Origin of the sequence: Parablastomonas sp. CN1-191 (assembly GCF_049354825.1) — a bacterium.
GTDB lineage: Bacteria > Pseudomonadota > Alphaproteobacteria > Sphingomonadales > Sphingomonadaceae > Novosphingobium.
Map to the genome: position 1 here is coordinate 569,396 of NZ_CP186480.1, position 23,451 is coordinate 592,846.

At 68.1% G+C, this 23,451-nt stretch carries 20 protein-coding genes; 7 read left to right on the forward strand and 13 right to left on the reverse strand.

Annotated features, from left to right (window positions below):
- Window positions 1–4: 4 nt before the first annotated feature.
- Window positions 5–475 carry a GatB/YqeY domain-containing protein gene (locus ACOYW6_RS02845; RefSeq protein ID WP_423142309.1) on the reverse strand — a complete coding sequence of 157 codons (471 nt, stop codon included), beginning with the start codon at window positions 473–475 and terminating at the stop codon, window positions 5–7.
- 169 nt (window positions 476–644) lie between these two features.
- Here ACOYW6_RS02845 and carA point away from each other — a divergent pair, with 169 nt between their 5' ends.
- From carA to greA, 4 genes are all read left to right on the forward strand, one after another.
- Complete coding sequence (gene carA / locus ACOYW6_RS02850; protein ID WP_423142310.1) at window positions 645–1,811, forward strand: glutamine-hydrolyzing carbamoyl-phosphate synthase small subunit; 1,167 nt, start codon at window positions 645–647, stop codon at window positions 1,809–1,811.
- Window positions 1,808–2,026: a hypothetical protein gene (locus ACOYW6_RS02855; protein ID WP_423142311.1), complete on the forward strand. Its 219-nt coding sequence runs from the start codon at window positions 1,808–1,810 to the stop codon at window positions 2,024–2,026. The genes carA and ACOYW6_RS02855 overlap by 4 nt, the downstream gene beginning before the upstream one ends.
- Window position 2,027: 1 nt before the next feature.
- The gene (gene carB / locus ACOYW6_RS02860; protein ID WP_423142312.1) at window positions 2,028–5,351 is read left to right on the forward strand and encodes a carbamoyl-phosphate synthase large subunit; all 3,324 of its coding nucleotides are present in this window, start codon (window positions 2,028–2,030) and stop codon (window positions 5,349–5,351) included.
- A gap of 126 nt (window positions 5,352–5,477) precedes the next feature.
- Window positions 5,478–5,954 carry a transcription elongation factor GreA gene (gene greA, locus ACOYW6_RS02865; protein ID WP_423142313.1) on the forward strand — a complete coding sequence of 159 codons (477 nt, stop codon included), beginning with the start codon at window positions 5,478–5,480 and terminating at the stop codon, window positions 5,952–5,954.
- 46 nt (window positions 5,955–6,000) lie between these two features.
- Here greA and ACOYW6_RS02870 read toward each other — a convergent pair whose 3' ends face one another.
- The 5 genes from ACOYW6_RS02870 to ACOYW6_RS02890 form a co-directional block, all read right to left on the reverse strand.
- Entirely contained in the window at window positions 6,001–6,216 is a 216-nt protein-coding gene (locus ACOYW6_RS02870; protein ID WP_423142314.1) for a DUF4170 domain-containing protein, read from the reverse strand.
- A gap of 73 nt (window positions 6,217–6,289) precedes the next feature.
- On the reverse strand, window positions 6,290–6,799 hold the full coding sequence (locus ACOYW6_RS02875) for a hypothetical protein (protein WP_423142315.1): 510 nt from the start codon (window positions 6,797–6,799) through the stop codon (window positions 6,290–6,292).
- Window positions 6,796–7,107: a hypothetical protein gene (locus ACOYW6_RS02880; protein ID WP_423142316.1), complete on the reverse strand. Its 312-nt coding sequence runs from the start codon at window positions 7,105–7,107 to the stop codon at window positions 6,796–6,798. Before ACOYW6_RS02880 ends, ACOYW6_RS02875 begins: the two co-directional genes overlap by 4 nt.
- The gene (locus tag ACOYW6_RS02885; protein WP_423142317.1) at window positions 7,104–7,484 is read right to left on the reverse strand and encodes a phage holin family protein; all 381 of its coding nucleotides are present in this window, start codon (window positions 7,482–7,484) and stop codon (window positions 7,104–7,106) included. The genes ACOYW6_RS02880 and ACOYW6_RS02885 overlap by 4 nt, the downstream gene beginning before the upstream one ends.
- A gap of 32 nt (window positions 7,485–7,516) precedes the next feature.
- Window positions 7,517–8,218, reverse strand: a complete 702-nt coding sequence (locus ACOYW6_RS02890) for a hypothetical protein (protein WP_423142318.1) — start codon at window positions 8,216–8,218, stop codon at window positions 7,517–7,519.
- A 176-nt stretch (window positions 8,219–8,394) separates the two neighbouring features.
- Here ACOYW6_RS02890 and eno point away from each other — a divergent pair, with 176 nt between their 5' ends.
- Complete coding sequence (gene eno, locus ACOYW6_RS02895; RefSeq protein WP_423142319.1) at window positions 8,395–9,678, forward strand: phosphopyruvate hydratase; 1,284 nt, start codon at window positions 8,395–8,397, stop codon at window positions 9,676–9,678.
- A 132-nt stretch (window positions 9,679–9,810) separates the two neighbouring features.
- Complete coding sequence (locus tag ACOYW6_RS02900) at window positions 9,811–11,931, forward strand: M13 family metallopeptidase (protein WP_423142320.1); 2,121 nt, start codon at window positions 9,811–9,813, stop codon at window positions 11,929–11,931.
- 1 nt (window position 11,932) lies between these two features.
- Here the strand turns inward: ACOYW6_RS02900 and ACOYW6_RS02905 are convergent, their stop codons facing one another.
- From ACOYW6_RS02905 to typA, 5 genes are read right to left on the reverse strand one after another with little or no spacing between them, the layout of a single operon-like run.
- On the reverse strand, window positions 11,933–12,868 hold the full coding sequence (locus ACOYW6_RS02905) for an aldo/keto reductase (RefSeq protein ID WP_423142321.1): 936 nt from the start codon (window positions 12,866–12,868) through the stop codon (window positions 11,933–11,935).
- Window positions 12,865–13,278, reverse strand: a complete 414-nt coding sequence (gene ribH / locus ACOYW6_RS02910) for a 6,7-dimethyl-8-ribityllumazine synthase (protein ID WP_423142322.1) — start codon at window positions 13,276–13,278, stop codon at window positions 12,865–12,867. The genes ACOYW6_RS02905 and ribH overlap by 4 nt, the downstream gene beginning before the upstream one ends.
- Before the next feature lie 16 nt (window positions 13,279–13,294).
- A complete protein-coding gene (ribB, locus tag ACOYW6_RS02915) occupies window positions 13,295–14,572 on the reverse strand; it encodes a 3,4-dihydroxy-2-butanone-4-phosphate synthase (protein ID WP_423142323.1) in 1,278 nt (425 codons plus the stop codon).
- A gap of 59 nt (window positions 14,573–14,631) precedes the next feature.
- Window positions 14,632–15,441 (reverse strand): crotonase/enoyl-CoA hydratase family protein, encoded by an 810-nt coding sequence (locus ACOYW6_RS02920; protein WP_423142324.1) that lies wholly within the window; start codon window positions 15,439–15,441, stop codon window positions 14,632–14,634.
- Between the two features lies 1 nt (window position 15,442).
- Window positions 15,443–17,272 (reverse strand): translational GTPase TypA, encoded by a 1,830-nt coding sequence (gene typA, locus ACOYW6_RS02925; RefSeq protein WP_423142325.1) that lies wholly within the window; start codon window positions 17,270–17,272, stop codon window positions 15,443–15,445.
- A gap of 246 nt (window positions 17,273–17,518) precedes the next feature.
- On the opposite strand from typA, the gene ACOYW6_RS02930 reads away from it, so the two are divergent.
- A complete protein-coding gene (locus ACOYW6_RS02930; protein WP_423142326.1) occupies window positions 17,519–20,122 on the forward strand; it encodes a TonB-dependent receptor in 2,604 nt (867 codons plus the stop codon).
- Between the two features lie 55 nt (window positions 20,123–20,177).
- Here the strand turns inward: ACOYW6_RS02930 and ACOYW6_RS02935 are convergent, their stop codons facing one another.
- On the reverse strand, window positions 20,178–22,706 hold the full coding sequence (locus ACOYW6_RS02935) for an ABC transporter permease (RefSeq protein ID WP_423142327.1): 2,529 nt from the start codon (window positions 22,704–22,706) through the stop codon (window positions 20,178–20,180).
- 10 nt (window positions 22,707–22,716) lie between these two features.
- On the reverse strand, window positions 22,717–23,418 hold the full coding sequence (locus tag ACOYW6_RS02940) for an ABC transporter ATP-binding protein (RefSeq protein WP_423142328.1): 702 nt from the start codon (window positions 23,416–23,418) through the stop codon (window positions 22,717–22,719).
- Window positions 23,419–23,451: the final 33 nt, after the last annotated feature.

The following is a 23,451-nucleotide window of genomic DNA, read 5'->3' on the forward strand; positions in this document are numbered from 1 at the left end:
GCCATCACGCGGTCAGCGCCGCCTTCACCAGGCCGCTCGCCTTGCTCATGTCGAGCACCGGGCCGTGGCGCGCCTTCAACTCGGCCATGACGCGGCCCATGTCCTTCATCTCGTACGCGCCGATGTCGGTCTTGATCAGCTCGATCGCGGCGCGCGTGTCGGGTTCCGACATCTTTTGCGGCAGGAAGCTGTCGATCACCGCCAGTTCGGCCTCCTCGATCGCGGCCAGTTCGTTGCGGCCGCCCTGCTGGTAAAGCGCGATCGATTCGCGGCGCTGCTTCGCCATCTTCTGCAGCACTTCGACGACCAGCGCGTCGTCGTCCGGCAGCTTGCCGGCGCCCTGGTTCAGACTTGGGCGCAGTTCGATGTCGCGATCCTTGAGCTTGGCGAGAATCAGGCGGACGGCGTTGAGGCGGGTCTTGTCGCCGCCCTTCATGGCGGTGACTTGCGCGGCCTTGATGGAGTCGCGGAGCATGCGGCGGGGTTCCTGTGGTCTGGGATGGGCGAACTGTGTTCGCTAAAGGATAGCCCGAAGTTTCCGCTTTTGATAGGTGGGCGCAGGGTTGACCGAGGGGGGCGAGGGGTCTAGCCGCCGCCCCTTAGCACACAGTGCCGGACAACCCTTGCAACGGAGCGCCAGATTCATGGCCGACGCCGCCTCTTCGCACGCGCCCCAACCGACGGGAGCCACCGGCGTACTGGTGCTGGCGGACGGTCAGGTCGCCTGGGGCCGCGGCTTTGGCGCCGAAGGCAGCGCGGTGGGCGAAGTCTGCTTCAACACCGCGATGACCGGCTATCAGGAGGTTCTGACCGACCCCAGCTATGCCGGCCAGATCGTGACCTTCACCTTCCCCCACATCGGCAACGTCGGCGTGAACGAGGAGGATCTCGAGGCGCAGGTCGACGGTGCCGTGGGGTGCGTGGTGCGCGAAGACGTGACCGCGCCGTCCAACTTCCGCAGCCAGGACACGCTGGGCGCGTGGATGGCATCGAAGGGGAAGATCGGTCTGGCCGGGGTGGACACCCGCGCGCTGACGCGCCGCGTCCGCGTCGACGGCGCGCCCAATGCGGTGATCGCCCACAGCGCCGCGGGCACGTTCGACATTCCCGCGCTCCTCAGGCAGGCGCGGGAATGGCCCGGGCTGGAAGGGATGGACCTCGCCCGCGTGGTCAGCCGCCATGCGGCTCAGGACTGGACCGGCGGCGCCTGGCACCTCGGCTCTGGCTACGAAGCCGCAGATGACGCCGGCAAGCCCCACGTCGTCGCCATTGACTACGGCGCCAAGGACAACATCTTCCGCAACCTGGTGAGGGCCGGCGCCCGGGTGACCGTGGTGCCCGCGCAAACCTCGCTCGAAGACGTGCTGGCGCTGAAGCCGGCCGGCGTGTTTCTCTCCAACGGTCCGGGCGATCCGGCGGCGACCGGCGAATACGCGGTGCCGGTGATCAAGGGCCTGCTGGAACGCGACGTGCCGATCTTCGGCATCTGCCTTGGCCACCAGATGCTGGGGCTGGCGGCGGGCGCCGCGACCACCAAGATGCACCAGGGCCACCGCGGCGCCAATCACCCGGTCAAGCGCCTGGCCGACGGTATGGTCGAGATCACCAGCATGAACCACGGCTTCGCGGTCGATAACGCGGCATTGCCCGACACGGTCGAGGAAACCCACGTCAGCCTGTTCGATGGCTCCAACTGCGGCCTGGCGGTGAAGGGCAAGAAGGCGTTCGGCGTCCAGTACCACCCCGAGGCCAGCCCCGGCCCGCAGGACAGCTTCTACCTGTTCGAAAAGTTCGTGGGGATGTTGAAATGACCCTGAGCGTTCGCTGGCAATACCTGACCGCGGAAGTAACCGGCGGGATGATGACTATTCCCGGTGGGGAAGCCGCAGAACACAGACAGTCGCTGCGTGGCGGTCTGGATCACCTGGGATCGCAAGGCTGGGAGTTGGTCAGCGCTCTGCCGCTGCACAAGTGGTCCGCAGGCGCCAGTTTCACCCTAATACTCAAGCGGCCGAGTTCCACCTGAAATGCCCAAACGCACTGACATCTCCTCGATCCTCGTCATCGGCGCCGGGCCGATCATCATCGGCCAGGCGTGCGAGTTCGATTATTCGGGCACGCAGGCGATCAAGGCGCTGAAGGAGGAGGGCTACCGCGTGGTCCTCGTCAATTCGAACCCGGCGACGATCATGACCGATCCCGAGTTCGCCGACGCGACCTATATCGAGCCGATCACGCCCGAGATCGTCACCCGCATCATCGAGAAGGAACGCCCCGACGCCGTCCTGCCGACGATGGGCGGGCAGACCGCGCTCAACACCGCGCTGGCGCTGTGGGAAGACGGCACGCTCGAACGGCTGGGCGTCAAGATGATCGGCGCCGATGCCGATGCCATCGACAAGGCCGAGAACCGCCAGCGCTTTCGCGAGGCGATGGACAAGATCGGGCTGGAATCGGCCCGCTCGGGCGTGGCCAACACGGTCGAGGACGCCTTCGCGGTGCTCGAGCGCACCGGGCTGCCCAGCATCATCCGCCCCAGCTTCACGCTGGGCGGCACCGGCGGCGGCGTGGCGTACAACCGCGCCGAGTTCGAGGCGATCGTGCGTTCCGGCCTCGACGCCAGCCCGACGACCGAAGTCCTGATCGAGGAATCGCTGCTCGGCTGGAAAGAGTACGAGATGGAGGTCGTGCGCGACCGCAACGACAACTGCATCATCATCTGCTCGATCGAGAACGTCGATCCGATGGGCGTCCACACGGGCGATTCCATCACCGTCGCGCCGGCGCTCACGCTAACCGACAAGGAATATCAGATCATGCGCGGCGCCAGCATCGCGGTGCTGCGCGAGATCGGGGTCGAGACCGGCGGATCGAACGTGCAGTTCGCGGTCAACCCCGCCGATGGCCGCCTGATCGTGATCGAGATGAACCCGCGCGTATCGCGGTCCTCCGCGCTGGCTTCCAAGGCGACCGGTTTTCCGATCGCCCGCGTCGCCGCCAAGCTGGCGGTCGGCTATACGCTGGACGAGCTCACCAACGAGATCACCGGCGCCACTCCGGCCAGCTTCGAACCCAGCATCGACTACGTCGTGACCAAGATCCCCCGCTTCGCCTTCGAGAAGTTCAAGGGCGCCGAGCCGCTGCTGTCCACCGCGATGAAATCGGTCGGCGAGGTCATGGCGATCGGGCGCAATTTCGCCGAATCGATGCAGAAGGCGCTGCGCGGCCTGGAAACCGGGCTCGACGGGTTCAACCGCGTCCTCCACCTCGAAGGGGCCGGACGCGACGTTATCGTGGCCGAATTGTCGCGCCAGACGCCCGTCCGCCTGCTGATCGTGGGCCAGGCCTTTCGCGAAGGCCTGACGGTGGAGGAAATCCACGCGGTCACATCCTACGATCCGTGGTTCCTGCGTCAGATCGAGGCGATCATCGCGGAGGAAGCGGCGATCACCAGGAACGGCCTGCCGAACGATGCGGCCGGGCTGCGGCGGCTGAAGGCGATGGGCTTTTCCGACAAGCGGCTGGCGACGCTGGGCGTCCGCTCGGTCGGCGTCGCCGGCGGGCTGGCGGAAACGAGCGCCAAGCGCTCCGGCCTGCTGCACGACGCGCTGAAGGGCCTGGTCGGCGCCACCAGCGAGAAGGAAGTCTGCGAACTGCGCCAGAAGCTGGGCGTCCACCCGGTGTTCAAGCGCATCGACAGCTGTGCCGCCGAGTTCGAGGCGATCACGCCCTACATGTACTCGACCTACGAGGCACCGCTGTTCGGAGAGCCGGAAAACGAAGCCGCGCCGAGCGACCGGCGCAAGATCGTGATCCTGGGCGGCGGGCCGAACCGCATCGGCCAGGGGATCGAGTTCGATTATTGCTGCGTCCACGCCTGCTTCGCTCTGGCCGAGGCTGGCTATGAAACGATCATGGTCAACTGCAACCCGGAAACCGTCAGCACCGATTACGACACCTCCGACCGGCTCTATTTCGAACCGCTGACCGCCGAGGACGTGCTGGAGATTCTCCGCGTCGAGAAAAGCCGCGGCGAATTGGTGGGCGTGATCGTCCAGTTCGGCGGGCAGACCCCGCTCAAGCTGGCGCAGGCCCTGGAGGATGCCGGCATCCCGATCCTGGGCACCAGCCCCGACGCGATCGACTTGGCCGAAGACCGCGAACGCTTTGCCAAGCTGGTTGCGAAACTGGGCCTCAAGCAGCCCGAAAACGGCATCGCCCGCAGCCGGGACGAGGCCTTGGCCGTGGCGCGGCGGATCGGCTACCCGGTGCTGATGCGGCCCAGCTACGTGCTGGGCGGACGGGCCATGGAAATCGTCGACAGCGACGCCCAGCTCGACGATTACATCGCCACTGCCGTGCAGGTGTCGGGCGACAGTCCGGTCCTGATCGACCAGTACCTGCGCGACGCGGTCGAATGCGACGTCGACGCGCTGTGCGACGGGGACGAGGTCGTCGTCGCCGGGGTGATGCAGCACATCGAGGAAGCCGGCATCCATTCGGGCGACAGCGCCTGCACCCTGCCGCCCTACAGCCTGGCCGCCGACGTGGTCGAGGAGCTTGAGCGCCAGTCGCGCCTGCTCGCCCTGGCGCTGGGCGTGAAGGGGCTGATGAACGTCCAGTTCGCGGTCAAGGGCGAGGACGTCTACCTGATCGAGGTCAACCCGCGCGCCAGCCGCACGGTGCCGTTCGTGGCCAAGGCGGTGGGCGCGCCGGTCGCCAAGATCGCCGCCCGCGTCATGGCCGGGGAAAAGCTTTCCGACCTGCCGACGATCCCGCGCAATCCGCCCTGGATGGCGGTGAAGGAGGCCGTGTTCCCCTTTGCGCGCTTCCCCGGGGTCGATCCGGTGCTCAGCCCGGAAATGAAGTCAACCGGCGAAGTCATGGGGATCGACGGCGATTTCGCCACCGCGTTCGCCAAGGCGCAGCTCGGCGCCGGGATGGTGCTGCCGCGCGAGGGCGCGGTGTTCGTCTCGGTGAAGGACAGCGACAAGCCGGTGATCCTGCCCGCGGCGCGGCTGCTGGCGGGGCAGGGCTTCACCATCGTGGCAACCGGCGGGACGGCCCGGTTCCTTGAAGAAGCCGGCGTCCCGGTGGAGCGCGTCAACAAGGTGGCCGAAGGCCGCCCGCACATCGTCGACCGCATCATCGATGGCGGTATCGCGCTGATCTTCAACACCACCGAGGGGTGGCAGAGCCTGAAGGATTCGCAGTCGATCCGCGGTTCGGCGCTGACCGGCAAGGTGCCCTATTTCACGACCGCGGCGGCCAGCGTGGCGGCGGCGCAGGCGATCGCGGCATTGCGCGGCGCCCGCCTTGAAGTGCGCTCGCTCCAGTCCTATTATGGCTGAAACGATCGCGCTTCCCCGACATCGCGGCTGATCGCAAACCGGCCCGGTGTTTCGGGCCGGAGAGCGGAATAGTCGCCGGGGACGCCACCATAATCGGCCGTGAACGGCGAAGAAGGACTTTGAGGGATGGCGACTGTCGAAAAGCTGCCGATGCTGGCGGAAGGCTACGAGCGCCTGATTGCGGAGCTGAAGGCGCTGCGCGAGGAACGCCCCAAGATCGTCGAGGCGATCGAGGAGGCTCGCGCGCACGGCGATCTTTCGGAAAACGCCGAATATCACGCCGCCAAGGAGCGGCAGGGCCAGGTCGAGATGTCGATCTCCGACCTTGAGGACAAGGTCAGCCGCGCGCAGATCATCGATCCCACCACGCTGTCGGGCGACAAGATCATCTTCGGCGCGACCGTCACGCTGCTCGACGATGATGACAAGCCGGTTACCTACCAGATCGTCGGACCGTACGAGGCCGATGCCAAGATCGGCCGCATCAGCTACAACTCGCCGCTCGGCAAGGCCCTCATCGGCCGCCGCGTCGAGGACGAGATCGAGGTAACCGTCCCGTCGGGCGACCGGTTCTACGTGGTCGAGAAGATCGCGTTCGTCTGATCGCTCCGGCGTCGCCCGGCGCAAGCAAGGGCGACGGAACGCTTCGTCAATCCAGCTTGGGCTCGAGCAGGCGGTGAAGGTGCACGACGACGTAGCGCATTTCCGCGTCGTCGACCGTGCGCTGGGCCTTGTCGCGCCAGGCTTCCTCGGCTTCGGCGTAGTTGTCGAACACCCCGACGATATCGAGCGCCTTCGTGTCGACGAAGTCGAGGCCCTGCGGATCGCGCACGCGTCCGCCCATGACGAGGTGAAGTTTCTGCATAGCTTGTCCCCGGGGAAAATGGTTCGGGGCGGCGTTTAGCCGCCCCGTCCGCCAAGGCAAGCCCGCGAAAGGCCTAGCGGCGGATGCGGCCCGCCAGCTTGATCGCCTCGCGCGCCAGGGCCAGGCCGCCCGCACGCGCGCGCTCAGCCGCGTCGCCGGCGATCTCGCCCGCCTTCTCGGCGACCTCGCCGCCCAGCTTGCCGGCCTTCCCGGCGAAGGCCGTGGCGTTTTCACCGACCGTGCCGCCGATGTCTTCCAGCGCGCCCAGGCCGTCGTGTGCCGCCTCGCGCGTCTGCTTGGCGAAGACCGACGCGATCTCGGTCCCGGCGGCGGCGGCGGCGATCGCCGACTTGCCCAGCTTCCTGGCCATCTTCTTGGGGAAGAAAGAGGCGATCAGCGCCCCGCCGAGCACGCCGGCGCCGACCACCAGCCACGGATACTCGGCCGCCAGCGAGCGATAGTTTTCGGGCGGATCGCGATCGGGCACGCTCGCCCTGCGGCTGGCCTGGCGCTTCTTCGCCGCTGCGACTTTCGCCTTGGGGGTGGCGCGGGTCGTCTTTGCCTTGGTCGGGGTCTTGCTCACGTGTGCTGCTCCTCGTCGTCGTCCTCGACACCGAACAGGCGCCTTACCAGGTCGATCAGGGGGTTTCGCAACAACCAAAGCAGCAGCGCCGCGACGGTTCCCCCGACGACACTGCGATTTTCGTCCGCGACCGCGATGGCGGCATCGAACACCTCGCGCGCTTCCTCGCCCGCCTTGTCCGCGATGCGGCCGCCGACGCCGCGCGCGTCGAGGTCGGCGCGGATCTGCGACCAGTCCTCCTCGAAGACCTCCCAGGCTTCGTTGCGGACTGCGCGGTCCTCGGCCAGGCGCTTGAAAGGATCGCTCATTCGCCGTCCGCCAGCGCGGTCGCGGCGCGGCGCCAGCGCCCGCGCGCAACCAGTCCCGCCAGTACGGCGAGCGCGAGCAGCAGGGCGGTAACCGCCAGCGTCGCGCCCAGCGGGCCGATCAACGGCGCCAGCGTGAACAGTGCGCCGACCACAAGCGCCATCAGCGCGAAGAACACCAGCGCCAGCGCCAGCGCACCCCATGCAGCCGCGCCGCGGGCACCGATGGCGGCGACCGCGGCGCGCGATTTCTGGTACGCAAGCTCGGCCTCGACCAGCGTGCGGCCGTCATCGGCCAGCGCGCGCAGGTCGGCTACGAGCGAGCGGCCGGCGTCGAGGTCCTCGTCTTCGACAAGGGGCGGTGGCGGCGTGTCGGACATGCGTTCAGACAAACCGCCTGGCGCCGTTCAAGTCAATCTTTCGAGCCGCGGAACAGGCGCGAAAACACGAACCCGAACGCCGCCGCGATGCCGACGGCGAGGCCGGGGCTTTTACGGACGAATTCCTTCGCCTCGTCGCCCAGTTCGCCAAGGTCCTTGGCGTCGATCTTCGCCGCGGTTTCCTTCATCGTGCGGGCGGTGGTGCGCGCATAGTCGCCGTACTTCTTGCCCAGCTTCTCGTCGATCGTGCCGGCGTTGTCCTGCACCAGCTTGCCCAGCTGGGCGATCCCGTCGCTCACCTTGGCCTTGCCTTCTACCGCAAGTGCACCGGCTTTTTCCCTGGCCTGGCCGGCATAGTCGCCGGCCCAGTCGCCGCCCGATTCGGTCAGCTTCTGCTTGTAGGCACCGGTGCGTTCGGTCGCTTCCTTGCCCAGCGCGCTCAGCCCGGCGCGGGCCTCGTCGATGGCGCTGGCGAACTTGGCCTTGGCCTGCGCGGTGTTGCTGCCGCCGGCGCGCGTTGCCGCCGGGCGGGCCGCGGTCTTGCGCGGGGTCGCCGGCTTGGCGGCGGCGCGCGTCGTGCGCGTGGCGGCGGTCTTCTTAGCGGCGCCGCTCTTGGTCCCGGCGATCTTCGGCGTGCGCGCGGTGCGCGGCTTGGCGGCGCCGCTGGCGGTGCTGTCGGACGACGAGGCGGTGCTGGCGGTCGGCTTGGGGGTGTCGTTCGGGGTGTCGGCCATGGCTCTTGCCCTTTGTCTTGGCCCGGCAGTGCGGGCGGAGTGGATGCGCGGACGGCGCACGGCTTATGGGGCCGCGCGGCGTATCCTGCTGCAATGCGCCCCCGCTGCCAAGGTTCCCCTGCCTGGAATCCGCTGTTAAGGGACCGCCACCCAGCTACCGGAGAGAGACCGACGCCATGACCGCGATCATCGATATCCACGCCCGCGAAATCCTCGACAGCCGGGGCAACCCGACGGTGGAAGTGGACGTCCTGCTCGACGATGGCAGCTTCGGCCGCGCCGCGGTACCCTCCGGAGCCAGCACCGGCGCGCACGAGGCGGTCGAACTGCGTGACGGCGACAACAGCCGCTACCTGGGCAAGGGCGTGCTAGGGGCGGTCGACGCCGTCAACGGAGAGATCGCCGACCTGCTGCTCGGCATCGATGCGGAGGACCAGCGCGACATCGACCTGGCGATGATCGACCTCGACGGGACCGAGAACAAGGCCCGGCTGGGCGCCAACGCCATCCTCGGCACCAGCCTGGCGGTGGCCAAGGCGGCCGCGAATGCGCGCGGCCTGCCGCTTTACAGCTATATCGGCGGCGTTTCCGCGCACGTCCTGCCGGTGCCGATGATGAACATCATCAACGGCGGCGAGCACGCCGACAACCCGATCGATTTCCAGGAATTCATGATCGTGCCGGTCGGCGCGCCGACCCTGGCCGAGGCGGTGCGCTGGGGCGCGGAGGTGTTCCACACCCTGAAGAAGGCCCTCCACGACAAGGGCCTGGCCACCGCGGTGGGCGACGAGGGCGGCTTTGCGCCCAACCTGGCCAGCACGCGCGCCGCGCTGGACTTCGTGATGGCATCGATCGAGCAGGCCGGCTTCAAGCCGGGCGCGGAGATCGCGCTCGCGCTCGACTGCGCCGCGACCGAGTTCTTCAAGGACGGCAGCTATGTCATCAGCGGCGAAAACCTGACGCTCAGCCCGGTGCAGATGGCCGATTACCTGGCCGCGCTGGCCGCCGACTACCCGATCCGCTCGATCGAGGACGGCATGGGCGAGGACGATTTCGAAGGCTGGAAGGCGCTGACCGACGCGATCGGCAACACGGTCCAGCTGGTCGGCGACGACCTGTTCGTCACCAATCCCAAGCGGCTCGAGATGGGCATCGGCAAGGGCCTGGCGAATTCGCTGCTGGTCAAGGTCAACCAGATCGGCAGCCTGACGGAGACGCTGCAGGCCGTGCAGGTGGCGCAGCGCGCCGGCTATACCGCGGTGATGAGCCACCGTTCGGGCGAGACCGAGGACGCCACCATCGCCGATCTGGCGGTCGCCACCAACTGCGGCCAGATCAAGACCGGCAGCCTGGCCCGTTCGGACCGGCTGGCCAAGTACAACCAGCTTATCCGTATCGAGGAAGAGCTGGGCGATGCGGCGGTCTATGCCGGGACCGGCGCTTTCGGCCGGCTGGCCTGACACTACCAGGACGACCGGCGGCACTGCCGCATCGACCAGCGGATATTGTGGCATCTCCGACCGCGCCCTAGGGTGCGCCGATAAGGCGCGCCCGCGGGACGCGCCAGGCAACGCGTCACGAGAGGATCGCCGATGACCACCAAGACATTCTTCGCAGCCATGCTGCTTGGCGCCACCGCGCTGGCCGGGCCGATCGCCTGCAAGATGCCTGCGGGCGAAACCGCGGTCGCGCCGGCAGCGGGAACGGCGCTGGGCTTCGACCCGGCGCGGATGGACAAGACGGTCAAGCCGGGGGACGATTTCTACGCCTTTGCCAACGGCACCTGGCAGAAGGACACGGCCATCCCCGCCGACCGCTCCAGCATATCGAGCTCGTTCCAGTCGCAACAGGCGACAGAGGCGAACCTGAAGTCGCTGGTCGACGGGCTCGTCGCCTCCACCCCTGCGGCGGGAACGAACGAGGCGAGGATCAAGGACTACTACACCGCCTTCATGGATACCGCCGGCATCGACGCCGCGGGCCTGAAGCCGGCGCAGGCCGACCTCGACCGGTTCGCCGCCATCGCCGACGTCAAGGGGCTGTCGACGGTGCTGGGCCAGCAATTGCGCGCCGATCTCGACCCGCTCAACGCCACCGCGATGTCGACCGAGAACCTGTTTGGTGCCTTCGTGACCCAGTCGCTCAAGGGCACGGCGGTCATGCCCTACCTGCTCCAGGGCGGTCTCGGCATGCCCGAGCGCGAGTATTACCTGTCGTCCGACGCCAAGATGGCCGGACTGCGCGACCAGTACAAAGCCTACATCGCCAAGTTCCTAACCGATGCCGGGATTCCCGACGCCCAGGCCAAGGCGCAGCGCATCTACGATCTGGAAATGAAGATTGCCCAGGCGCACATGACGCGCGACGAAAGCGACGACTGGATCCACCGCAACCAGGAATGGTCGCTGGCCGATTTCAAGACGAAAGCGCCCGGGATGGACTGGGACGCGTTCTTCGCCGCGTCGCAGCTGGGCGGGCAGCAGACGTTCGCGGCCTACCACGACGGCGCGATCCCCAAGCTGTCGGCGCTGGTCGCCTCGCAGCCGCTTGACGCGTGGAAGGACTGGCTGGCGTTCCACCAGCTCAACAGCCATGCCGAAGTGCTTCCGGCCAAGCTGCGCGACGATCACTTCGCCTTTTACGGCACCGCGCTGCAGGGCACGACCCAGCCGCTGGCGCGCGAAAAGCGCGTCCTGGGCGCCGAAAGCAGCGCGCCTTACGCCAACCACGTGTCATTGGGCGACGTGATGGGCCAGGCGGTGGGCAAACTCTACGTCGACAAGTTCTTCCCCGCATCGTCCAAGGCGGCGATCACGCAGATGGTGACCAACATCAAGAACGCCTTCGCGCACCGCGTGGAAGGCATCACCACGCTTGCACCGGCGACCAAGGAAGAAGCACTCAAGAAGGTCGAGAACATCGTCGTGGGCGTCGGCTATCCCGACAAGTGGGACGATTACTCGGCGCTCACGATCGACCCGCACAACGCCTACGCCGACGCCGTCAACGGCGAAAAGGCACGCTACCAGCGTCAGCTGGCGAAGCTGGGCAAGCCGCTCGACCGCGGGGAGTGGTGGATGAACCCGCAGCTGGTCAACGCGGTCAACCTGCCGGTGCAGAACGCGCTCAACTTCCCGGCCGCGATCCTGCAGAAGCCGGATTTCGACCCCGCCGCCGATCCGGCTGCCAACTATGGCGCCACCGGCGCGACGATCGGACACGAGATCAGCCACAGCTTCGACAACGGCGGGGCGATGTTCGATGCCAGCGGCAAGATGCGCAACTGGTGGACCGATGCCGATCTTGCCGCCTTCGACAAGAGCGGCAAGGCGCTGGCGGCGCAGTATGACAGCTACAGCCCGTTCCCCGGCTACCACGTCAACGGCAACCTGACGCTGGGCGAGAATATCGCCGACGTCGTCGGCCTCCAGGCGGCCTATGATGCTTACCGGGCATCGCTGAACGGCAAGGAAGCCCCGGTGATCGACGGCTACAGCGGCGACCAGCGCTTCTTCATCGCGTTCGCGCAATCGTGGGCGACCAAGATGCGCGACGAACTGATGCGCAACCGCCTGGCCACCGACGGCCACGCGCCGGGGATGTACCGCGCGCAGACGGTCCGCAACATCGACGCCTGGTACAAGGCCTTCAACGTCCAGCCGGGCGACAAGCTCTACCTCGCGCCCGAAAGCCGGGTGAAGGTCTGGGGCTGACCTAGGCGGCGGCGGTCAGCCGGGCGAGCTGGTCCTCGTCCAGGCTGACCGAAGCCATCGCGCACAAGTCACGGACCTGCGCCGCGCTGGTCGCACTGGCGATCGGCGCGGCGATGCCCGGCTGCGCGGCCAGCCAGGCCAGCGCGATCTGCGCCAGCGTGGCGCCGGTCTCTGCCGCGATCCCGTCCATCGCCGCCAGCATCGGCTGGCCGGTGGTCAGCAGTTCGCCCATCCGTCCGCCGCGCACCGACTGCTTCATGTCGGCGGTTTCGCGGTACTTGCCGGTCAGGAACCCGTTGGCGAGGCCATAGAACGGAAACGCCTTCAGTCCGCGCGCGACCACCAGGTCCTGCACGGCGCCCTCGTACTTTGAGCGCGAGACGAGGTTGTATTCGTTCTGCAGCGCCGAAAACGGCTCGCTCCCGGCTGCCTTGGCGGCATCGAGCGCGGCGGCGAGACGGTCGGCGGAAAAATTCGAGGCGCCGAGCGAGCCGGCCTTGCCGGTGGCGAAGGCGGCGCCGAACGCCGCGACGATGTCGGCGACCGGCAATTCCTCGTAATCGCGGTGCGCATAGTAGAGGTCGACGTAATCGGTCTGCAGCCGCTGTAGCGAGGCGCCGAGCGAGGCCAGGACGCGCTCGGGCGCGTAAAGCGCCGCGTCGCCGCCGCCGGGCGCAAGCATGCCGGTCTTGGTGTGGATGCGCATGTCGGCGCGCACGCCGCGGCTTGCCAGCCACTTGCCGATGACGGTTTCCGATTCGCCGCCGCGGTGGCCGTCGACCCAGGCCGAATAGACGTCGGCGGTGTCGATCATGCGCCCGCCGCCTTCGTAAAAGGCGTCGAGCACGGCGAAACTGGCGTCCTCGTCGGCGGTCCAGCCGAACACGTTGCCACCAAGGACAAGCGGGATGCCCGCGATCGCTGCGTCGTTGCTCATGCCCATTTCTCCTTCAGCGCCAGCATCGCCAGCGCGGCCTTCGCCGCTTCGCCGCCCTTGTCCTTTGCCGCCGGATCGGCGCGGACCTGGGCCTGGGCCTCGTTCTCGACCGTCAGGATGCCGTTGCCGATTGCCAGGCCGTCCATTGTCAGCGCCATGATGCCGCGGGCGCTTTCGCCGGCGACGATCTCGAAATGATACGTCTCGCCGCGGATGACCACGCCAATGGCGACATAGCCGTCATAGAGGTCGGCCTGGTCGGCCAAGGCGATCGCGCCGGGTACTTCCAGCGCGCCGGGCACCGTGACGACGTCGACGTCGTGGCCCTTGAGTGCCGCCCTGGCGCCGGCGATCAGCTGGTCGTTGAGGTGGTCGTAAAAGCGGGCCTCGACGATGAGGAAGCGGGCCATGCGGGTAGTCCTTCGTTCAGGCGGCTGGTGCGTCGGCGATAGGGCGTTCGCCGACGATGTCGAGGCCGTAGCCCTCGATCGCGACGACGTTGCGATGCGCGTTCGACAGCAGGATCATGTCGTGGACGCCAAGGTCGGCCAGGATCTGCGCGCCGATGCCGTAGGACCGCAGGTCCATGTCGGGCCTGGCCCCGGCAACCGGCCCCGACTGGCTCGGCGGCAGCAGCACGATCACGCCGCTGCCCTCCTTGCCGACCGCCTCCATCGCGCGCTGCAGCGTGCGCTTGCGCGGGCCGGGGCGGCCGAGGACGTCGTCGAGGACCGAGATCTGGTGAACGCGGGCAAGGGTGGCCTGGCCCGGCTGGATCGCGCCCTTGAGCAGCGCCTGGCTGTTCGAACCGTCGACCTTGTTGCGATATGTGATCAGCGTCCAGTCGCCGCCATAGTCGGAGCGGAACGGGGTCTCGTCGATGCGCTCGACCAGGTGGTCATGCTTGCGGCGATAGGCGATCAGGTCGCGGATCGTACCCATTTTCAGCCCGTGGCGGCGCGCGAAGGGCACCAGGTCGTTCATCCGCGCCATCGTGCCGTCCTCGTTCATGATCTCGCAGATCACGCCCGAGGGGTTGAGCCCGGCCAGGCGCGAGATGTCGACCGATGCCTCGGTATGGCCGGCGCGCACCAGCACGCCGCCGTCGCGTGCGATCAGCGGGAACACGTGGCCCGGCGTGACCAGGTCGTCGCGGCCGCGGCCGGCGTCGATCGCCACCGCCACGGTGCGGGCGCGGTCGTGCGCGGAAATCCCGGTGGTGACGCCTTCGCGCGCCTCGATCGAGACGGTGAAGGCGGTTTCATGCCGGGTGCCGTTGGCACGGCTCATCAGGTCGAGACCGAGCGCGGCGCAGCGCGCCTCGGTCAGGGTCAGGCAGATCAGCCCGCGCCCGTGCATGGCCATGAAGTTGACCACTTCGGGCGTCGCCATCTGCGCGGGCACCACCAGGTCGCCCTCGTTCTCGCGGTCCTCGTCGTCGACCAGGATATACATGCGGCCGTTGCGCGCTTCCTCGATGATCTCCTCGATCCCGACCAGGACCGGCTCCTCGTCGGTGTCGGACAGGAAGGTTTCCAGCTTGCGCAGCGTGTCGGCGGTGGGGTTCCAGCCGTCCTCGGTGCAGTCGCGCAGCGTGTTGGCGTGGAGACCGCAGGCGCGGGCAAGGCCGGCGCGCGACATGCCGCCTTCGTTGATCAGGCGGCGGACGCGGTCGATCAGGGACGCGGGATTTTCGGCAAGCATGGCGTCGACTCATCACAGTGAAATGTGATGGCGGCTATGCGCCCGCACATCGAAACGTGTCAATCGCCGCGGAAGACAGGTTTTCTCTTGGCCAGGAAAGCCTCAACCGCTTCCTCGTTGTCGGCGGTGGCGTGGGCGACGGCCTGCATCGCCGCCGCCAGTTCCAGCGTGGCGCCAAGGTCAAGCCGCTGGGCGTCCCACAGCATCCGCTTGGCCATGCGCACCGCGAAACCGGGGTTGGCGGCAATCCGGGCCGCCAGCGCATGGGCCGCGGCCAGCAGCTGGGCGGCGGGGACGACACGGCTGACCAGCCCGATCGCCAGTGCCTCGGCGGCGTCGATGGTCTCGCCGGTCAGCGTCAGTTCGGCGGCCTTGGAAAAGCCGACGATCCGCGGCAGCAGCCAGGCGCCGCCGTCGCCGGGGATGATGCCCAGCTTGACGAAGCTTTCGGCGAAGACGGCGTTGTCAGCGGCGATGCGCAGGTCGCACATGCAGGCCAGGTCCAGTCCCGCGCCGATGGCGGGGCCGTTTACCGCGGCGATCACCGGCACTTCCAGCGCCGCGAAAGCCAGCGGGATGCGCTGGATGCCGCGCTTGTAGTTCCCGCGCGTGCGCGCCGGCAGCGCGGACTTCAGCCCGCCGCTGTCGGGCCGCATCGCCTTGAGGTTGCCCCCGGCGGAGAAGGCCGAACCCGCGCCGGTCAGGATCGCGACCCGGACGGCCGGGTCCGCTTCCATCGCCGCCAGCACGCCCAGCAGCGCGTCGATCACCGCGTGGTCGGAGATCGGGTTGCGCTGCTCGGGCAGGTTCAGCGTGATCGTGGCGATCCCGCTCTCGTCGCAGGCGTAGAGAACGGGATCGGCCGACATGTTAAGCGGCGTCCTTCTTGCGGCCCGCCTTCTTGCGCTCGTGCGGGTCGAGCAGGGCCTTGCGGATGCGGATCGTCTTGGGGGTCACCTCGACCATCTCGTCGTCGTCGATATAGGCGATGGCCTGTTCCAGCGTCATCAGCCGCGGCGGGGTCAGCCGGATGGCGTCGTCCTTGCCGGTCGAGCGGAAGTTGGTCAGCTGCTTCGACTTCATCGGGTTGACTTCGAGATCGTCGGGCTTGGCATTCTCGCCGATGATCATGCCCTCGTAGATCTTGTCCTGCGGGCGAACGAACAGCACGCCGCGCTCTTCCAGCATGTTAAGGGCGTAGCCGACCGCCTCTCCGGTACCGTTGGAGATGAGGACGCCGTTGGCGCGGCCCTCGATCGTGCCCTTGTAGGGGCCGTACTTCTCGAACAGGCGGTTCATGATCCCGGTGCCGCGCGTGTCGGACAGGAATTCGCCGTGATAGCCGATCAGGCCGCGCGACGGTGCGGAGAAGGTGATGCGGGTCTTGCCGCCGCCCGAGGGGCGCATGTCGGTCATTTCGCCCTTACGCATGGCGACCTTCTCGACCACTGTGCCCGAATGCTCGTCGTCGACGTCGATGACGACGATCTCGTACGGCTCGGTACGGTTGCCGTTCTCGTCCTTGTCGAACAGCACGCGCGGACGGCTGATGCCCAGCTCGAAGCCTTCGCGGCGCATCGTCTCGATCAGAACGCCGAGCTGCAGCTCGCCGCGGCCGGCAACCTCGAAGCTATCGCGGTCGGCGCTTTCGGTCACGCGGATGGCGACGTTCGATTCCGCCTCGCGCATCAGGCGGTCGCGGATCATGCGGCTGGTCACCTTGGTGCCCTCGCGCCCGGCGAACGGGCTGTCATTGACAGCAAAGCGCATCGACAGGGTGGGGGGATCGATCGGCTGCGCGTGCAGCGGCTCGGTCACGCCCGGGTCGGCGATGGTGTTGGCGACGGTCGCCTCGGTCAGGCCGGCCAGGCTGATGATGTCGCCGGCGCGCGCTTCCTCGACCGGGACGCGCTCGAGCCCGCGGAACGCCATGATCTTGGAGGCGCGGCCCTGCTCTATCACCTTGCCGTCGTTGTCGAGCGCGTGGATCGGCGAATTGACCTTGATCGTGCCCGACTGGACCTTGCCGGTCAGGATGCGGCCAAGGAAGTTGTCGCGGTCCAGCAGCGTGACCAGGAACTTGAACGGCCCGTCGACGTCGGCGGCGGGGGCGGGGACATGCTCGACGATCTTCTCGAACAGCGGGGTCAGCGTACCCTCGCGCAGCGACGGGTCGACGTTGGCATAACCGTTGCGGCCCGAGGCATAGAGCACCGGGAAGTCGAGCTGCTCGTCGCTGGCGTCCAGGCTGACGAACAGGTCGAAGACCTCGTCCAGGACTTCCTGGATGCGCTCGTCCGGACGGTCGACCTTATTGACGACGACGATCGGCTTGAGGCCGAGCGCCAGCGCCTTGCCGGTCACGAACTTGGTCTGCGGCATCGCGCCTTCGCTGGAATCGACCAGCAGGATCACGCCGTCGACCATCGACAGGATGCGCTCGACCTCGCCGCCGAAGTCGGCGTGGCCGGGCGTATCGACGATGTTGATGTGGGTGCCGTTCCAGTCGACGCTGGTGCACTTGGCCAGGATCGTGATGCCACGCTCCTTTTCCAGGTCGTTTGAATCCATCGCCCGCTCTTCGATCCGCTGGTTGTCGCGAAAGGTGCCGGACTGGCGGAACAACTGGTCGACGAGGGTGGTCTTGCCGTGGTCGACGTGGGCGATAATGGCGATATTGCGCAGGGGCAGCGCGGTCATGGCTGGTTTTTCCGAGTGTTGGCCGGGCCGCACGCTGCGGCCACGAATGTCGCGCGCGCCCCTAACCCAGCCGGGCGCCGCGGGCAAGGGCGGCGGCGCATGGAAATGCTGCACCTGCGTCCAGATGCTTTCCGGCAACACCGTGGGATAATGGCATCGGGGACGCTTGTGCGCGATTCCGCGCTCGTTTATTTGTTGCCCATGAGAAGGCGCCTCGGGTGCCTGCAGGGGAGGATTTTTTCGGACATGACCATCACCGCTCGCTCGGCCGTCTCGTGCCTCGCGCTGGGCTTTGCGCTCGCCGCCGCGCCCGCCTTCGCGCAGGAGGAAGAGGCCAAGCCCGCCACTGCCGCGGACCAGACCGCTGACGCCGGCAACGAGATCATCGTTACGGCCACCAAGCGCGAACAGACGCTGCAGGACACCCCGGTCGCGGTGTCGGTGACCACCGCCGACACGATCGAGCGCGCGCAGATCCGCGACGTGAAGGACCTTGCCACGCTGGTCCCGTCGCTGAAGGTCAGCCAGAGCCAGAGCCAGTTTGCCACCACTTACACGATCCGCGGCTTCGGCACGTCGGGCAACAACATCGGCCTCGAACCCTCCGTCGCGATGTTTGTCGACGGGGTTTACCGCAGCCGCGCGGTCGCCCAGATCAGCGATCTTCCCGACATCCAGCGTGTCGAAGTGCTGCGCGGTCCGCAGTCGACCCTGTTCGGCAAGAACGCCAGCGCCGGCGTGATCTCGATCGTCACCAAGGAGCCCAGCTTCAGCCCGGGCGGCAGCGTCGAGGCGTCGTACGGCAACTACAACGCCGTGGTCCTCAAGGGCTACCTTACCGGCGGCATCACCGACACGATCGCGGCCAGCCTGGCAGCCGGCTACAACCGGCGCGACGGGTACATCACCAACGCCTTCAACGGTGACGACCTGAACGACCGCAACCGCTGGTTCGGCCGCGCGCAGCTGCGCATCGAACCGAGCGACAGCTTCAAGATCCGCCTGATCGGCGATTACGACCAGATCGACGAAAAATGCTGCGCAGTCAGCAACCTGCGACCGTCCGCCGCGACGCTGGCGGTGCAGGCGCTGGGCGGCAAGGTGAACGACTATCGTCGCCCCTACGACGATATCGTCTACAGCGACGTCGTTCCCTTCAGCAAGGTTCGCAACTGGGGCCTGTCGGGCCAGATGGACTACGAAGTAGGCCCGCTGACCTTCACCTCGATCACCGCCTATCGCGACACCAAGCTGGACGCCAACCAGGACGTCGACTTCACCAGCGCCGCGCTGGCCAGCGGCGCCACCATCGGCCAGAGCCACCTCAAGACCTTCACGCAGGAACTGCGGATGGCGACCAACCTCGAGGGGCCGCTCAACTTCCTGCTCGGCGGCTATTACTTCGACGAAAAGGTGAAGTCGGCCGACCAGATCACCTACGGCAAGGACTTCCGCCATTATATCGAGCTGCTGACCGGCCAGTCCGCCGCCACGCTCGAGGCGACCTTCGGCGTGCCGCAGAACACCTTCTGGCAGCCCGGCCAGGGCTTTTTCAACAATGTCAGCCAGCGCGACAAGGCTTATTCGCTGTTCGGCAACGCCGACTTCAAAGTCACCGACAAGCTGACCCTGACGCTGGGCGCCAACTACACCCACGACGCCAAGGACGTGACCACCAATTCCAAGAGCACGGACGTGTTCTCGGGCATCGACCTGGTGGCGGCGCGGGCGCAGATCAACCAGGTGGGCATCGCCCGCACGGTCGGCGGGTTCCTGGGCCTGCCCGCGGGGACGGCTGCCAATGCCGCGCAGATCGCGTTCTTCCAGTCGATCCAGCCGGCCGCTTATACGGCAATCGTCAACGGCGTCAGCGCGCAGACGGCGCCGCTGCTGGGCCTGGCGGCGGTTCAGTTCCTGCCGCCCTTCCAGAACATCCCGAACGCGGTGGAAAGCGGCAAGTCGCGCGATGGCGACTGGTCGTGGACGGCGCGCCTCGCTTACGAGATCAGCAATACGCTCAACGCCTATGTCAGCTACTCGACCGGGTTCAAGGCCAGCTCGTGGAACCTGTCGCGCGACAGCAAGCCGCTGCTGGCGGACTACAACGCCCTGCGCGCCGCCGGGCTGGCGGTGGTCAACCTCAAGCCCGGCAGCCGGTTCGCGCTGCCCGAGGATTCGACCGTCTACGAACTGGGGCTGAAGGCCAACTGGGGCATCGCCTCGGCCAACCTCACGTTCTTCAAGCAGTCGATCAAGAACTTCCAGACCAACACCTTCGTCGGCGCCGCCTACGTGTTCGGCAACGCGGACAAGGAATCGACCTTCGGGATCGAGTTCGACGGCCGCGTCAATCCGACCAAGGAGCTGACGCTGTCGATGGCGATGACGTATCTCGACCCGCGGTATGACAGCTATCCCGGCTCGATCTTCGGCGATGTCTCGGGCGAACAGGTCGTCGGCATCTCGAAGCTGGCCGCCACCCTTGGCGCCCAGTGGAACCACGAACTGGGCAACGCCGATCACCTGATCGCGCGGGTAGACTTCAACTACCAGGCGCCGGTGCAGGTCGAACCCGGCCTGGTCGACTACATCACCACCAACCCCAACGGCACGCCCAACTATGCCACCGCGCGGATGGCGGCGTACGAGTTCCGCCGCGAGGTCAGCGACCTGAACGGTTCATTGACTTACGCGATGAAGAACGGGCTCGAATTGTCGGTGTGGGGCCGCAACCTGCTCGACAATCGTTACCTGCAGGACATCTTCGATTCGGTCGCGCAGAACAAGTCGGTGTCGGGCTACGTGAACCAGCCGCGCACGTACGGCGTGGCGGCGCGCTTCAAGTTCTGAGGGCACCGCAGCTGAAATCGGAAAAGGGGGCCCCTCGCGGCCCCCTTTTTCTTGGCTAGAGTTCGCGCAGCGCCTCGGCCGGGCGGGCGCGCAGCAGCGGCAGCGACGCGGCAAGCGCGAACCCGATGACCAGCGCCACGCCGGCGCCCAGCACGCCCAGCACCCGCGCCCAGTCAGGCCGCCAGGCGAAGTCGAACACCTGCGTCACGACGACCCAGCCAAGGCCGCTGCCGATCCCCAGCGCCACCACCGCCAGCACCAGCGCCAGCAAGCCGTATTCGCCCAGTTGCAGGCCCAGCAGTTGCCAGCGCCCGGCGCCGAGCACGCGCAGGATGACGTTGTCGTAAAGGCGGCTTGCCCGCGCCGCCGCGATGGCGCCCAGCAGCACCGCGATCCCAGCCAGCACCGCGATCGAGGCCGCGCCCAGCACCGCCACGCTGACCTGGTCGAGCAGCGCGCGTGCCTGGCGCAGGATTCCGCCGACCTCGATCACCGAACTGGCGGGCAGGGCCGCGACCATGGCGCGCAGCAGCACCCCTTTCTTAGCCGCGGTATCGGCACCCGCTGGCAGATCGACCGTCGCGGCGAGCGCGTGCGGCGCATCGCGGATCGCGTTGGGGGAGAACACCAGCACGTAGTTGAAGCCCAGGCTGTCCCAGTCGATGCGGCGGAAGCTGGCGATTGTCGCGCTGCGCTCAACCCCGAGCAGGCCGATGGTCAGCGTGTCGCCCAGCTTCAGGCCAAGCACGTCGGCCAGCCGCTCGTCGATGGAGACCAGCGGCGGCCCGGCGTAATCGCGCGGCCACCAGCGCCCGGCCGTGACGACGTTACCCTGCGGCACATCGTCGGCATAAGTCAGCCCGCGCTCGCCGCGCAGCGGCCAGGCATCGTCGGGAGTGGCCTTGAGGTCGGCGACGCGGGTCTGGCGTCCCGCGGGTCCGTAGGCCAGGATCGCGCCGCGCAGCGCCGGAACCGTGCGCACGCGCGCGCCCGGCGCCTTCGCGGCGACCAACTGGCGAAAAGCGGCTTCCTGCTCGGTCGGCAGGTCGAGCACGAAGTAGTCGGGCGCCCGCGCCGGAACTTCGGCAGCGATATTGGCGTCGATGCTGGTCTGGACGGAGGCCAGGAGCACGAAAGCCGACAGCCCGAAGCCCAGCGCGGTCACCAGCGCGCCGGTCTGGGCGCCCGGGCGGTGCAGGTTCGCCAGCGCGATCCGCAGCAGCGGTGCCCGCGGACGCGGCAGTCGCGCCGCCGCCGAACGGACCAGCCAGCCTAACACCGCCAGCGAACCGATCAGCCCCGCCGCCCCGGCCAGGAACGTCGCCACCACGCGCGGCTGGCTGGCACCGACCAGCGCCAGCGCCGCAATCCCGATCACGCCGATTACCACTGGCAGCACCGCGTCGCGGGCCTGGCGTGGCAGCGGCGTGACGTTGGCGCGCATCAGCGCCAGCGCGGGAAAACGCCGCGCCGCCAGCAGCGGCGGGGCGGCGAACACCAGCGCCACGAACAGGCCGTACAGCGCAGCGCGGGTCAGCGCCGCGGGATCGAGGACGAAGCCCGGCGCGACCGGCAGCAGGCCGGCCAGCGCGCGGCCGACCAGCGGCGTCACCGCCACGCCGACGGCCAGGCCCGCCGCGCTGCCCACCAGCGCCGCGGCCAGCACCTGCAGCACGTAGATGCGCGTGATGTCGCGGCCCGAGGCGCCGAGCACTTTCAGCGTCGCGACCGCGCCGCGCCGCGCCGCCATGTACGATGTGACCCCGCCGCCGATGCCGATCCCGGCGATAACCAGCGCCGCCAGCCCGACCAGGACCAGGAATTCGCCCATCCGCGCGACGAACCGCTCCGCCCCGGGCGAAGCGTTGTCGCGGGTACGGATCTCGAACCCGGCGCTGGGGAAGGCGGACTTGAGCCGGTCGGCGGCCTGTGCCGGCGTCACGCCCGGGCGCAGCAGCGCGCGGTACTTGGTGCGCACCATCGCGCCGGGCTGGACCAGGCCGGCGGCTTGCGGAAAACCTGCCGCCACGATCGCGACCGGGCCCAGGGTGAACCCTTCGCCCAGCCGGTCCGGCTCGTCGGCGATGATGCCGCCGACCGTGAGCCGGCCGGAGCCGATTTGTAGCGTGCCCCCGGGAGCGAGGGCGAGCCGATCGGCTGCGGTCTGCGACAGCCATATCATCCCATCCGGCGGTGCGCCCACCGCGCGTCCATCCTGGAGAGTCAGCCGCCCCACCAGCGGCCAGCGGGCGTCGACTGCTTTCAATTCGACCGGGGCGGCAAGATCGCCTGCGCGCGCCATCGCCTGAAGCCGCAGGCCGCCGGATACGATGCCCAGGCGGTCCAGCGCCGCGCGCTCGGACGCGCCAAGCTGGCGTTGCCAGACCGACACTTCGATATCGCCGCCGAGGATGCGGGCGCCGCGCGCGGTCAGTTCGCGCTCGATCGCGCCGGTCAAGGTACCGATCGCGGCCAGCGCGCCGACGCCCAGCAGCAGGCAGACCAGCAGCAGGCGCAGGCCGCGAAAGCGGGCCGACAGGTCGCGCCGGGCAATCCGCCAGGCGGCGCTCCAGGACAGGTTCATGCGCCCGCTCTCACGCGCGCCGGTCGCCGGCGATGCGGCCGTCGGCCAGCGTCACAACCCGCTCGCACCGCTCTGCCAGACGTTCATCATGCGTGATGACGATCAGCGTGGCGCCGGTCTCGGCACGGCGCGCGAACAGCAGGTCGGCAATTTCGCCGCCGGTGCCGGCATCGAGATTGCCGGTCGGCTCGTCGGCGAACAGCAGCGCCGGGCGCGGCGCCAGCGCCCGGGCGATCGCGACCCGCTGCTGCTCGCCACCCGAAAGCTGCGCCGGGTAATGGTCCATCCGGTGGCGAAGCCCGACCGCGGTCAGTTCCGCCTCGGCACGGGCGGCCGCATCGTCGATGCCGGCCAGTTCCAGCGGCGTCATGACGTTTTCGCGTGCCGTCATCGTCGGCAGCAGGTGAAAGGCCTGCAGCACGATGCCGATGCGGCCGCGGCGGGCCCGCGCCAGGCCGTCCTCGTCGAGCGCGGCGAAATCGGCCCCGGCCACGCTGAGCGTGCCCGAGGTCGCCCGCTCAAGGCCCGACAGCACGGCCATCAGCGACGACTTGCCCGAACCCGACGGGCCCAGCAGCGCCAGCACCTCGCCCGCCGCGACGTCGAGGTCGATCCCCTTGAGAATGGCCACCGCGCTTTCGCCGCTGCCAAGATCCAGAGTGAGATTGCGGGCGGAAATCGCCGGGGCGAAAGACGGGGAGGGGGTTGCCACTTCGCGGCGATGGCATACCTCACCGGGCGGCGG

Coding starts and splice junctions, on each gene's coding strand:
- ACOYW6_RS02855 (WP_423142311.1), top strand. CDS start 1,808: ATGACCCTGAGCGTTCGCTGGCAATACCTGACCGCGGAAGTAACCGGC.
- ACOYW6_RS02900 (WP_423142320.1), top strand. CDS start 9,811: ATGACCACCAAGACATTCTTCGCAGCCATGCTGCTTGGCGCCACCGCG.
- ACOYW6_RS02870 (WP_423142314.1), bottom strand. CDS start 6,216: ATGCAGAAACTTCACCTCGTCATGGGCGGACGCGTGCGCGATCCGCAG.
- ACOYW6_RS02880 (WP_423142316.1), bottom strand. CDS start 7,107: ATGAGCGATCCTTTCAAGCGCCTGGCCGAGGACCGCGCAGTCCGCAAC.
- ACOYW6_RS02890 (WP_423142318.1), bottom strand. CDS start 8,218: ATGGCCGACACCCCGAACGACACCCCCAAGCCGACCGCCAGCACCGCC.
- ribH (WP_423142322.1), bottom strand. CDS start 13,278: ATGGCCCGCTTCCTCATCGTCGAGGCCCGCTTTTACGACCACCTCAAC.
- eno (WP_423142319.1), top strand. CDS start 8,395: ATGACCGCGATCATCGATATCCACGCCCGCGAAATCCTCGACAGCCGG.
- carA (WP_423142310.1), top strand. CDS start 645: ATGGCCGACGCCGCCTCTTCGCACGCGCCCCAACCGACGGGAGCCACC.
- ribB (WP_423142323.1), bottom strand. CDS start 14,572: ATGCTTGCCGAAAATCCCGCGTCCCTGATCGACCGCGTCCGCCGCCTG.
- typA (WP_423142325.1), bottom strand. CDS start 17,272: ATGACCGCGCTGCCCCTGCGCAATATCGCCATTATCGCCCACGTCGAC.
- ACOYW6_RS02935 (WP_423142327.1), bottom strand. CDS start 22,706: ATGAACCTGTCCTGGAGCGCCGCCTGGCGGATTGCCCGGCGCGACCTG.
- ACOYW6_RS02885 (WP_423142317.1), bottom strand. CDS start 7,484: ATGTCCGACACGCCGCCACCGCCCCTTGTCGAAGACGAGGACCTCGAC.
- ACOYW6_RS02920 (WP_423142324.1), bottom strand. CDS start 15,441: ATGTCGGCCGATCCCGTTCTCTACGCCTGCGACGAGAGCGGGATCGCC.
- carB (WP_423142312.1), top strand. CDS start 2,028: ATGCCCAAACGCACTGACATCTCCTCGATCCTCGTCATCGGCGCCGGG.
- greA (WP_423142313.1), top strand. CDS start 5,478: ATGGCGACTGTCGAAAAGCTGCCGATGCTGGCGGAAGGCTACGAGCGC.
- ACOYW6_RS02930 (WP_423142326.1), top strand. CDS start 17,519: ATGACCATCACCGCTCGCTCGGCCGTCTCGTGCCTCGCGCTGGGCTTT.
- ACOYW6_RS02905 (WP_423142321.1), bottom strand. CDS start 12,868: ATGAGCAACGACGCAGCGATCGCGGGCATCCCGCTTGTCCTTGGTGGC.
- ACOYW6_RS02845 (WP_423142309.1), bottom strand. CDS start 475: ATGCTCCGCGACTCCATCAAGGCCGCGCAAGTCACCGCCATGAAGGGC.